Here is an 11,393-nt window from a genome sequence, read left to right on the forward strand (position 1 = left end):
GTTTTGCTAAAACAATAAGCCCTAAAAATAAATTATTTTGTTAATGACAAGCTTAATTTTGCTAACGCTATCGCTTCAATCCGTCGTTTTTCTAGCTCATTTTTTATCTCAGCACCTTTAAAACCTTCAGCAATAATATGTTGAACATCTACTTTTTTAGCTGCTTCATAAACGTTGATTAAATAAGTTGCTTGTGGATATGGCCAATCTTCCATTCCCGTTCGTCCATGATAATCGGCAGTGCTACAAATAATCAATTGTTTTAAATGTTGCGGATGACGCCAAACATCAATGCCATTGAATAACTCAATAATACGTTTAGCACTTAACTGATCGATAATGTGTAATTCGTCATGATATTGGCAGACAAATAAAGCAATAGCACGATAATGATTAGGAATTTTTAATCTAGCACAAAGTTGGCGTATTATTGGCACGGCAGCAATACCATGATCTTTATGATGTGGCCATTGGTTTTGAGGCGTCATACCTTTGCCTAAATCATGGCAGAGAACGGCAAAACGCGTTTCAGGTTCGGCGGTTAATTGGGCACTTTGTTTTAGTGCCAATAACGTGTGTATTCCACTATCGATTTCAGGATGCCATTTTGCTGGCGCTGGAACTCCAAATAATTTTTCTACTTCTGGAAATAATACGTTAAGTGCACCACACTGATGTAAAACTTCAAAATAAATTTGAGGATCGTGGGTTTTTAATGCTTTTTCCGTCTCTTTCCAAACCCGTTCTGGAGTAAGATAATTGATTTCTCCCTCGATTACCATTTGTTGCATTAACTGTAACGTTTCTTCGGCAATGGTAAATCCAAGATAATGATAACGTGCTGCAAAACGAGCTACACGTAATACTCGCAGTGGATCTTCACGAAAAGCGATGGAAATATGTCTTAATAATTTTTGATTAAGATCACCGATACCATTAAATGGATCAATAAATTCTCCCGATGGCGCTTGGGCAATGGCATTAATGGTCAGATCACGCCGAATAAGGTCCTGTTCAAGCGTAATGTCAGGGTTAAAATCACAAATAAATCCAGTATAACCTTTGCCTGATTTACGTTCAGTCCGAGCTAGTGCATATTCTTGTTTCGTTTTAGGATGAAGAAAAACAGGAAAATCATGACCAACCTGTTGATAGCCTTGTGCTAAGAGTTGCTGTGGCGTAGCGCCAACAACAACCCAATCTTTATCGGTAACAGGAAGTTGAAGTAATTTATCGCGAACCGCGCCGCCAACGAGATAGATTTCCATTAATTCATCCACATATCTCTTTTCCGACGACGGCGAGGAATAATAACGGGTAAAATAAGACCTAATAGCAACCCTCCACCTGCGACTAAACCACCATTTAGGAAATAGTTTAAAATTAAACGTTGACGTTTTTCGTCAAGTTCGTTGTTTAATGTTTCAATTTGAGCTTGCTGGCTAGTGACCTGCTGTTGTAGTTGCTGATTTTCAGTTTGTAAATTATTAATGATCTCTGCTGATTTAGTCAGCTTATTTTGGATATTGGTAGCAACTGTATCATGAGATTCATTTAAATTATTTATTTCTTTTTTCAAATTGCTAATTTGTTGTTCTAGTTCTGGGATACGATGACGTAAGCTAGGGGTGTCACTAAGCGCGCTGCTTTCAAGCCAGGAGACACGTCCTCGTTTATCTTGAATTTGGCTAAATTTACCGTCTTGGCTAACACCTAAAACTTCAACTTTATCGCCAGCATTTAATGATCCTGATAATCCGTAGTTATAACCTGGACCACGACGTAGATAAGTGGATAAATCATCCGAAATATATTTTTCTACCGCTGTCGCTGCGGTGGAATGCAAAGCAAAGCCAATTAATAAAGTAGAAAATAGATATTTATTCATAATTTTTTAATCATTAAAAATTAAATGAAAGATAGTATAATCATATCATAAAATGAGAAAAGAGGCTGCCAAAAGCTAAGCAATTGGATTATAGTTATTACCTATATCAATTTCATAACTAATTTTAATGAAATAATTCAAGTGAGTTAACTCATGCCAGAACAAAAATTAACCCATATCAATCAGCGTGGCGAAGCGCATATGGTTGATGTTTCTGCAAAACCGATGACGAGCCGCGAAGCTCGCGCTGAGGCCTATGTGAAAATGCAACGTCAAACCTTAGTCATGATTTTAGAAGATCGTTTAAAAAAAGGGGATGTTTTAGCCACCGCGCGTATTGCTGGAATAATGGCAGCCAAAAAAACGGCTGAGCTTATTCCATTATGCCATCCACTTTTATTGAGTAAGATTGACGTGATGATTGAACCTGACTTAGATAATAATCAACTGCGTATTGAATCTTTATGTCGATTGAATGGACAGACCGGTGTTGAAATGGAGGCATTGACTGCGGCATCGGTAGCCGCATTGACTATTTATGATATGTGTAAGGCTGTACAAAAAGATATGGTCATTAGTCAGGTTAGACTATTAAGTAAAACTGGCGGTAAATCAGGTCATTTTGAGGTGGAATAAGCATGATAACGATACGATTTTTTGCACAAATTCGAGAATTGGTTGGGACAAGTGAATTGACATTAGAGGCAGACGGATTAACGATTTCACAACTATTATATCAATTGGCACAGCGCGGTGATAAATGGACAATGGCATTAAAAGAGAAAACGGTACTTTGCGCGGCCAATAAACAGTTAGTTGATTATCAATATTTAATTAATAATGGCGATGAAATTGCCTTTTTTCCGCCAGTAACAGGGGGATAAGGTGTTAACGAAAATTGAGATCGGTGATCATCCATTAGATATTAATGCACTCAATGCGTGGTTAAATCAATCTCCACAAGATGGAGCGGTGGTGACTTTTGTAGGTAAAGTCCGTGCGTTAGAAACCGAAACAATTAGCTTATATTTAGAACATTATCAAGGTATGACCGAAAAAGTATTAACTCATATTGTGAAGCAAGCGAGAGAGCGGTGGTCATTGAATCGTGTGGTCGTGGTACATCGTGTGGGAGAAATTTTAGCTAATCAATCTATTGTCTTTGTGGGGGTAAGTAGCGGACATCGACACGCTGCTTTTGCCGCAGCAGAATTTATTATGGATATCTTGAAAAATGAAGCACCTTTTTGGAAACGAGAAAAAACAGTCGATGGCGAATATTGGGTTAAAGCTAAAGATACAGATAAAGCGTCATTAGCAAAATGGGGGTAAACTGGCCCACTTTAGGATGAAAAATAAGCGATATTTTATTTCTTAGATTGATTTAACTGCCACAGGCGATAGCTGTTTTGCTGGGATATCGCTAGAATTTCGGTCAGCGTTTTATCATGTAATTTTGCTAAAAAATATGCCGTATCCAATATCATTGCAGGATTGCCCCGTTTGCCCTGATAAGGCCAAGGTCCATCACTTTCTAGGCAGATAATATCTAATGGGACATGATGGATAAATTTTTGATAGTTTGGATTAAATAACACGTCAGGCGATACGGAAATAAACCAGCCATTATCAATAATTTGGGTGACTGTGGTGACTTGGCCTTCAAACCAATGAAATAGGGCGTATTTAATTTGATATTGGTTCAAAATGTTAATAGCAATGGGTGCTGTATTGGCCACACAATGTAAATTGACAGGTAAGTTTAATTCACTGGCTAACCGAATAAATTGCGTAAAGAGGGCGAGCCCCTTTTTTATGGTCATCTGTTTTTCGGCATGATTTAATGCACGTAGCGTAAAATAAGGTAAGCCAATCTCACCAATCCCGACTATCTGAGATTTTTGTTGATAAATAAGCTGCTTTAGTAGTGTAAACTCTGAATAATTTTGCGGATATTCAGGATGAATACCGAGGCATACTTTTAAATTCGGATAGTGTTTTGCCAGCTTTAGCAATGTTTGCGCACTAGCTAGGTTTGACGCCACGCCGATAACAATAAATTGTTGCATTGCTGATTGCTGTTCAACGGAGGTTAATTGCTCAAAATGACAGTGTGAATCAATTAACATCATTCTTCGTTATCCTTGTGCTTTTGGTTTATATTAATCCTAATAGTTATTCGGTATATGAATAGATAGTACAAACGGTTTTCTGTTTGCTATTTTAATTAAGTTTAGTAATCTGTACTTTTTGTTATAGAACGCTTTCTACCTTAGCTATTTTTAATTACAATATAGTCTTTTTTGTCATACAGTGACAGGTATTTTTAGACAATGCGTTTAGACAAATTTTTAGCTCACCATTTAGGTATTAGCCGTTCTTTGGCGAATAAAGCATTAAAAGCCGAAATGGTGACGGTGAATGGTCAAATAATCAAAGCTGGCGCTTATCAGTTAGCTAACGATGATAAGGTCACCTATCGTGATAACGACATTATTCCTGTAATGGAAAAACGTTATTTTATGTTACATAAACCACAGGGGTATGTGTGTTCCACCGATGATCCTGATCATGCAACTATTTTATACTTTATTGATGAGCCGATGGCGGAAAAATTACATGCTGCTGGTCGGTTAGATATGGACACCACGGGGTTAGTATTATTAACGGACGATGGGCAATGGTCACATCGTATTACATCGCCTAAACATCATTGTCAAAAAGAGTACCATGTCACGGTCACTGCACCTTTAGATGAGTCATTGGTTGCTACTTTTGCCGCAGGAATCCAATTAAAAGGAGAGAAACAGTTAACTAAACCTGCTAAATTGATCATTGTTGATGAGTATCATGCACAACTTATTATCAGTGAAGGGCGTTATCATCAGGTCAAACGTATGTTTGCTGCCGTTGGTAATCATGTACAATCACTACACCGCCACCGTATTGGTAACCTTATTTTGGATGTAGATGAAGGTGAATACCGCCGATTAACCGAAAATGAAATAAAATCATTTTTATCTTAATTGACTATTTAAAGAGATTTTGTTTGTGCAAATAAGTGAAGAAAAATCCTTGCCACTGTTAGGTTTACCTAAATGGCTATTTATTGTTATACTTGGTATGCTATCAATGTTAATGCCATTATCGATTGATATGTATTTGCCAAGCATGCCAACTATAGCACGTAGCTATCATGTGGCAGATGGTTATGTTCAACTAACCATTAGTATTTATTTATTTGGCTTTGCTATTGGTCAATTAATTTACGGTCCGTTAAGTGACAGCTTCGGTCGCAAAAAAATAATGATAATCGGGCTGATATTATTTATTATTGCAGCGGCATTATGTGGTTTATCACCGAACATTAATCAATTGATTGCTGTGCGGTTTTTCCATGGTTTAGCAGCAGCGTCAACCGCGGTGATTATTAATGCATTTATGCGCGATATTTTTAGCGATCGTGATGAGTTTTCTCGCATGACATCCTTTGTCACCTTAGTGTCTAATTTAGCGCCGTTATTAGCCCCCATCATTGGTGGGATTATTCTTGTTTGGTTTAAGTGGCAGACGATTTTTTATGTTCTCTCTCTTGCGGCATGTATTACCTTAATCTTATTTACGTGTACTATCCCAGAGACATTACCCAAAGAAAAAAGGGTCTCTTTTAATCTCTCTTTAATCTTAAGAAATTTTGTTACGATATTTCGCCATTCACAAGTCCTTAAATTTATGTTAGTGGGCGCGTTTTCTAGTGCAGGATTATTTTCATTCTTAAGTTTAGGTTCATTTGTTTACATGAATATTTACGGTGTTAAACCTGAGCAATTTGGTTATTATTTTGCATTAAATATTCTGTTTTTAGTTACCATGAATATTATTAATAGTCGTTTTGTTCGTACAAAAGGGGCGCTGAGTATGCTAAAACTCGGCATGATGATTCAAACCATAATGGCACTATATTTATTGATTGTCGTTATTTGCCAGCTTGGTTTTATTGCCTTAGTGATTGGGGTGGCAGGATATATTGGCTGTATGTCGATTATTGGCGGAAATGCGATGGCGATTACGCTTTCTTATTATCCTTATATGGCGGGTACTGCGGCATCTTTAGCGGGGACTTTTCGTTTCGTTATTGCGGCGTTAATTGGTGTTGCCTTAGCTTGGTTATCGAATCTTCATGATAATAATACTCTATCCATTATTCCAACACATAAAGCGGAATATTTTATGGTGGGTTCAATGATTATCTGTAATGTATTAGCTGGACTATTTTTTGTTTTAACCAAACCTAATTCACTTAATGAGTTATCAAAATGATTTATTGTTTAAATGATAATTGCCCCCAAATTGATAAAAGTGCTTATATAGCAGAGAGTGCCGACATTATTGGTCATGTTAAGTTAGGAAGAAATGTATCAATATGGTTTGGTGCCGTATTACGCGGGGATATTGCACCAATTATTATTGGTGAAAATAGTAATGTACAGGATAATTCAACTATTCATACCGATCACGATATCCCTTGTGTAGTGGGATGTGATGTGACTATTGGGCATAATGTGATTTTACATAGCTGTCATATTGCTGATAATGTGATTATTGGTATGGGAAGTACTATTTTAAATCAAGCCAACATTGCTAAAAATTGTATTGTTGGGGCAAATTCATTAGTTACGCATACTTTGCCTTATGAAGAAGGGGTTCTTATTATGGGACAACCCGCTAAAATTGTGCGTAAATTAACCCCAGAAGAGATAACACACATCACCATCAATGCTGCGCATTATGTTGACAATGGGCAACGTTATCGACAGCAGTTATGCAGAATTAAATAATTTCGGTATTGTGTGTTAAAATATGTTAGCCAATCATATTGAACGATAAAATTGGGTAATTTTTGAAACAGTGAGATAGAGTGATGAGTTGTGAGACAAATAAAAATAAGATTTCTAATGCTAAAATTAGTATTGAAATTCTACTGTTAGGATTGATTGTTTTTTCAATTTATCTTTTTATTTCACTATTTTCTTTTGATCCTGCTGATCCGAGTTGGTCTCAAACTTCAATGAATGAGCCTATACATAATTGGGGCGGTGCATTAGGAGCTTATCTGTCCGATATCTTATTACAATTTTTTGGATTTGCAGCTTACGTTATCCCTTTTGTTTTATTTATACTCTATCTCCAGTTAGCCTGTTATTTTTATCGTAATTGTACAAAAACCATTAATTATTTTAGTCTTGCATTGCGTATCATTGGTTTAATCACCTTCAGTTTTAGTGTGACTGGCTTTTTAGCGCTCAATGTGACTGATTGGGCACAATATCAGTCTGGCGGCATTCTCGGTACGCTTATTGCTTTAGAACTGTATCCTATTTTTAATCACATTGGCTCATCGTTGTTACTGTTAGCTTTATTAATGGTCAGTATTACCTTATTAACTAACTATTCATGGTTGCTTATTGCTGAATACTTAGGTGCGACGATAGTATGGGTGGCAGCACCCTGTTTTCGATTTATTACGCGTTTGCTTGGTGGCGATAGTGACGGATATCATCAGCCTTACACGCGTTCTCATTGTCGAGAAACACGCAATCATCAAATACGTGAATCGGCTGATAACAGTGGTGATAAAAAAAAAACAGCATCGATTGATTTAGATGTGTACCCTAACCATGACGTTAGGTATGTTCAACCACCGTTAACCGTATCAACACAACCAACATCTAATCATCAACAAAATGATTATATGGCATCAGCCGCGGCTAAGCAGCTCGAGGAATGCTCAACACCACGCGTTCATCAACAGTCTATTCGCACAGATTGTTCATGTTCCCCCGAAGTAAGGCACATGCAACAACCATCAACAGCAAGGGTTTCTTCTAGCTTAACAACACAGCAAAAATTTGTTTCGCATGGAGAGATAAGTATTAGGCCTACCTATCATCAACCTATTTACAATACAGCTGAAAATAATAAAGCTTATGATTCTTTAATTGAGGAAAGCGAAGCCACATTAATAAACGATGATCCGTTAGTTACGGGAAAATCATCAGTTCAAGCAGCTGATATGTTCGAGCAGAGTTCGTTTTTAAATACCAAAAACGGTGTTGTCTCCGCATTGGATGTTAACGATGAGGCTTCATTGGAAATAGATAAATTGGATAAGAGGTTGTTAGCGAGACAGCAAAACGATCTTATCACGATTGCCGCCGATGTATTGCCTGATTCAACAAAGCTTGCTATGGATAACATTGAGGCGGATAAACTGAACCAACCAACACATCAAAATAGTACGCCAGTAAAGGAACAAAATCAGGCCACGCCATCTATGAGTGAGGAGGCTCTCGACCAGATAAATGGGAGTAAAAGCGCTATCCATGATAGCTTAATTCATCCTTTTCTGATCAAGAATGATGTCCCCTTAGTTAAACCAAGTACGCCATTGCCTTCTTTTGATTTATTATCGTTGCCTGATGTGCAGCAAACCGACATTGATCATGAAGAATTAGATGCCATGGCAAGGTTGATTGAAAAAAGTTTATCTGATTTTCGAATTAAAGCACAGGTGGTTAACTATTTATCTGGTCCTGTAATTACGCTATTTGAAATTGAACTAGCACCAGGTGTGAAAGCCGCACGTATTTCCACTCTTGATCGTGATCTAGCGCGTTCTCTCTCTATGCCGTCAGTGCGAGTTGTTGAAGTTATCCCAGGTAAACCTTATGTTGGTATCGAAGTACCCAATCAATATCGGCAAACGGTTTATTTTAGAGAGGTGTTGGAGAGCCCACAATTTAGAGAGGCGAGTTCACCATTGACGGTGGTCTTAGGTAAAGATATTGGAGGTCAAGCGGTTATTGCAGATATTGCCAAAACGCCCCATCTATTAGTCGCGGGGACCACTGGTTCTGGGAAATCAGTGGGTGTTAATGCGATGATCTTAAGTATCCTATATAAGTCACAACCAGAAGATGTACGTTTTATTATGATTGATCCTAAAATGTTAGAATTATCAATCTATGAAGGCATTCCTCATTTATTGACGGAAGTCGTGACCGATATGAAGGATGCAACCAATGCGCTTAATTGGTGTGTCAATGAGATGGAACGCCGTTATCGCTTAATGTCGGCGTTAGGCGTGCGTAACCTTACTGGCTATAATGAAAAAATAAAATTGGCCGAAGAGATGGGGCGACCAATACCGAATCCTTTATGGACGCCAACCGATAGTACAGATTTACAAATCCCATCCTTAGAAAAATTACCCTATATAGTGGTTATGGTTGATGAGTTTGCTGATTTAATTATGACAGTTGGCAAAAATATTGAAGAATTAATTGCGCGTTTGGCACAAAAGGCACGCGCTGCTGGCATTCATTTGGTATTAGCCACACAGCGACCATCCGTTGATGTGATTACAGGCTTGATCAAAGCCAATATTCCCACTCGTATTGCTTTTACGGTTTCGAGTAAAATTGACTCTCGTACTATCCTTGATCAAATGGGCGCAGAATCACTACTAGGTATGGGGGATATGCTATATTTAGCACCAAATAGTTCGATTCCTATTCGCGTCCATGGTGCTTTTGTACGTGATGAAGAAGTACATGCTGTGGTACAAGACTGGCGAGCACGCGGTAAACCAAAATATGAAAATGTCACCGCCGCTAATGATAAGAGTGAGAGTGGTAGTAGCGATGATCAGGATGCACTTGATCCCCTATTTGATCAAGCAGTTTCGTTTGTTATAGAAAAGCGCAGAGCATCCATTTCAAGCATACAACGACAATTTCGTATTGGCTATAATCGTGCAGCAAGAATTATAGAGCAGATGGAACAACAAGGTATAGTGAGCCCCCCTACCCATAATGGTAATCGGGAGGTGCTTGCACCAACAGGGCATTAGGATTATTGATTTCTGATAACAGTCAAGTTACATTATGTTTATTTGATGAACATAAGAGCGTAAATAAATGAAAAGAGTAATAATATTTATTGGTTTATTGATCACATCTGTGATAGCAACAGCACACGCAAACCAAGCGGCAAAATTGGATTTACAGACACGTTTAGCTAAATTGGATGGGTTTTATGGTCAATTTACACAAGTTGTAAAAACACCTGATGATCAGTTAGTACAAGAAGGTAAAGGTAAACTCTGGTTTCATCAGCCTAACTATTTTAATTGGAGCATGAGTGAGCCTGATGAGCTATCGATTATTTCTGATGGTAAAACGGTATGGATCTATACACCAATGGTGGAACAAGTGTCTGCTATGTGGTTAAAGAATATTCCTGATAATCGTTTACTGCTATTGTTAACCGATAATCATAGTGAGATGTGGGATACTTATCAAGTCACTAATACAAATAATACCTTTCATTTAAAACCAACAACACATGCTGGGCAACAATTTGATATCACGGTTAAACCTAATGGAATTATAACTAATTTCAAAATAGTTGAAGAAGATGGGCAATATAGTATCTATACTTTCTCACAACAACGAATTGGACCGGTTGATAAAAACAAATTTATTTTTCACCTGCCTAAAGGGGTGACTTTAGATGATCAAAGGCAATAATTAACCATGACTAGCTTCTCTTTTGACTTTAGTCAGGATAACTTTAAACCTTTAGCCGCACGAATGCGCCCACGCACCTTAGCTGAATATATTGGACAAGCGCATTTATTAGCACCAGATAAACCACTACCACGTTCAATTGAAGCGGGTCATCTACATTCAATGATCTTATGGGGGCCGCCAGGTACGGGGAAAACCACACTAGCTGAAATTATTGCTTATCATGCCAAAGCTAAGGTAGAAAAATTATCAGCCGTCACATCTGGCGTGAAAGATATTCGTGAAGCCATAGAGCGGGCTAAAGTCAACCAACAAGCGGGACAGAGAACGATATTATTTGTTGATGAAGTGCATCGTTTTAACAAAAGTCAGCAAGACGCGTTTCTGCCATTTGTTGAAGATGGCACCATCACGTTTATTGGTGCGACTACCGAAAATCCTTCATTTGAACTTAATTCAGCCTTGCTATCTCGAGCAAGGGTCTATTTATTGAAATCACTAACTATACCCGATTTAGAAGCGATATTAATTCAAGCCATGCAAGATAAAAATCGTGGTTTGGGAAATAGATCATTAACATTGCCAGAAGAGACGCGGCAACAACTTGCTGAGTTTGCTAATGGCGATGCGCGACGAGCGCTTAATTTGCTTGAATTACTTGCGGATATGGCAGGGGACAATACGTTATTATCGGTTGAATTATTAAAAGAAGTCGTTGGAGAACGTAGTGCCCGCTTTGATAATAAAGGGGATCGTTATTATGATCTTATTTCAGCAGTACATAAGTCGATACGAGGTTCAGCGCCCGATGCGGCTCTCTACTGGTACGCACGAATTATTACTGCTGGCGGCGATCCCCTCTATGTGGCAAGAAGACTGTTAGCTATCGCTTCAGAAGACATTGGTAATGCTGA

12 protein-coding genes are annotated in these 11,393 nt (G+C 38.1%); 9 read left to right on the forward strand and 3 right to left on the reverse strand.

Going from position 1 to position 11,393, the window contains the following annotated elements; genetic code table 11:
• Positions 1-32 precede the first annotated feature (32 nt).
• Positions 33-1,268, reverse strand: coding sequence for a multifunctional CCA addition/repair protein (locus O970_RS02345; RefSeq protein ID WP_024495577.1), 1,236 nt, complete (start codon positions 1,266-1,268; stop codon positions 33-35).
• Positions 1,268-1,888 carry a TIGR04211 family SH3 domain-containing protein gene (locus tag O970_RS02350; protein ID WP_024495578.1) on the reverse strand — a complete coding sequence of 207 codons (621 nt, stop codon included), beginning with the start codon at positions 1,886-1,888 and terminating at the stop codon, positions 1,268-1,270. Before O970_RS02350 ends, O970_RS02345 begins: the two co-directional genes overlap by 1 nt.
• A gap of 153 nt (positions 1,889-2,041) precedes the next feature.
• Between O970_RS02350 and moaC the strand changes: the two genes are divergently transcribed.
• Genes moaC through moaE form a run of 3 tightly spaced genes read left to right on the forward strand, consistent with a single transcriptional unit; the run spans position 2,042 to position 3,220 of the window.
• The gene (gene moaC / locus O970_RS02355; RefSeq protein WP_024495579.1) at positions 2,042-2,524 is read left to right on the forward strand and encodes a cyclic pyranopterin monophosphate synthase MoaC; all 483 of its coding nucleotides are present in this window, start codon (positions 2,042-2,044) and stop codon (positions 2,522-2,524) included.
• A 2-nt stretch (positions 2,525-2,526) separates the two neighbouring features.
• Complete coding sequence (gene moaD, locus O970_RS02360) at positions 2,527-2,772, forward strand: molybdopterin synthase sulfur carrier subunit (protein ID WP_024495580.1); 246 nt, start codon at positions 2,527-2,529, stop codon at positions 2,770-2,772.
• Between the two features lies 1 nt (position 2,773).
• Positions 2,774-3,220, forward strand: coding sequence for a molybdopterin synthase catalytic subunit MoaE (gene moaE / locus O970_RS02365; protein WP_024495581.1), 447 nt, complete (start codon positions 2,774-2,776; stop codon positions 3,218-3,220).
• A 35-nt stretch (positions 3,221-3,255) separates the two neighbouring features.
• Here the strand turns inward: moaE and O970_RS02370 are convergent, their stop codons facing one another.
• Entirely contained in the window at positions 3,256-4,020 is a 765-nt protein-coding gene (locus O970_RS02370; protein ID WP_024495582.1) for a TatD family hydrolase, read from the reverse strand.
• Positions 4,021-4,221: 201 nt separating this feature from the next.
• Here O970_RS02370 and rsuA point away from each other — a divergent pair, with 201 nt between their 5' ends.
• The 6 genes from rsuA to O970_RS02400 form a co-directional block, all read left to right on the forward strand.
• Complete coding sequence (rsuA, locus tag O970_RS02375) at positions 4,222-4,914, forward strand: 16S rRNA pseudouridine(516) synthase RsuA (RefSeq protein ID WP_024495583.1); 693 nt, start codon at positions 4,222-4,224, stop codon at positions 4,912-4,914.
• A gap of 25 nt (positions 4,915-4,939) precedes the next feature.
• Positions 4,940-6,208 (forward strand): Bcr/CflA family multidrug efflux MFS transporter, encoded by a 1,269-nt coding sequence (locus O970_RS02380; protein ID WP_024495584.1) that lies wholly within the window; start codon positions 4,940-4,942, stop codon positions 6,206-6,208.
• Positions 6,205-6,726 carry a gamma carbonic anhydrase family protein gene (locus tag O970_RS02385; protein WP_024495585.1) on the forward strand — a complete coding sequence of 174 codons (522 nt, stop codon included), beginning with the start codon at positions 6,205-6,207 and terminating at the stop codon, positions 6,724-6,726. Before O970_RS02380 ends, O970_RS02385 begins: the two co-directional genes overlap by 4 nt.
• Before the next feature lie 83 nt (positions 6,727-6,809).
• Entirely contained in the window at positions 6,810-9,800 is a 2,991-nt protein-coding gene (locus O970_RS10250) for a DNA translocase FtsK (protein WP_024495586.1), read from the forward strand.
• Positions 9,801-9,867: 67 nt separating this feature from the next.
• Complete coding sequence (lolA, locus tag O970_RS02395) at positions 9,868-10,479, forward strand: outer membrane lipoprotein periplasmic chaperone LolA (RefSeq protein ID WP_024495587.1); 612 nt, start codon at positions 9,868-9,870, stop codon at positions 10,477-10,479.
• 6 nt (positions 10,480-10,485) lie between these two features.
• Positions 10,486-11,393: replication-associated recombination protein A (locus tag O970_RS02400; protein ID WP_024495588.1), on the forward strand; the 908-nt coding region annotated here is incomplete at its 3' end.

The organism is Candidatus Schmidhempelia bombi str. Bimp (genome assembly GCF_000471645.3).
Lineage (GTDB): Bacteria > Pseudomonadota > Gammaproteobacteria > Enterobacterales > Orbaceae > Utexia > Utexia bombi.

Excerpts from the sequence above, each read along its gene's own strand:
- O970_RS02345 (WP_024495577.1), bottom strand. The coding sequence starts at position 1,268 with ATGGAAATCTATCTCGTTGGCGGCGCGGTTCGCGATAAATTACTTCAA.
- O970_RS02350 (WP_024495578.1), bottom strand. The coding sequence starts at position 1,888 with ATGAATAAATATCTATTTTCTACTTTATTAATTGGCTTTGCTTTGCAT.
- moaC (WP_024495579.1), top strand. The coding sequence starts at position 2,042 with ATGCCAGAACAAAAATTAACCCATATCAATCAGCGTGGCGAAGCGCAT.
- moaD (WP_024495580.1), top strand. The coding sequence starts at position 2,527 with ATGATAACGATACGATTTTTTGCACAAATTCGAGAATTGGTTGGGACA.
- O970_RS02370 (WP_024495582.1), bottom strand. The coding sequence starts at position 4,020 with ATGATGTTAATTGATTCACACTGTCATTTTGAGCAATTAACCTCCGTT.
- rsuA (WP_024495583.1), top strand. The coding sequence starts at position 4,222 with ATGCGTTTAGACAAATTTTTAGCTCACCATTTAGGTATTAGCCGTTCT.
- O970_RS02385 (WP_024495585.1), top strand. The coding sequence starts at position 6,205 with ATGATTTATTGTTTAAATGATAATTGCCCCCAAATTGATAAAAGTGCT.
- O970_RS10250 (WP_024495586.1), top strand. The coding sequence starts at position 6,810 with ATGAGTTGTGAGACAAATAAAAATAAGATTTCTAATGCTAAAATTAGT.
- lolA (WP_024495587.1), top strand. The coding sequence starts at position 9,868 with ATGAAAAGAGTAATAATATTTATTGGTTTATTGATCACATCTGTGATA.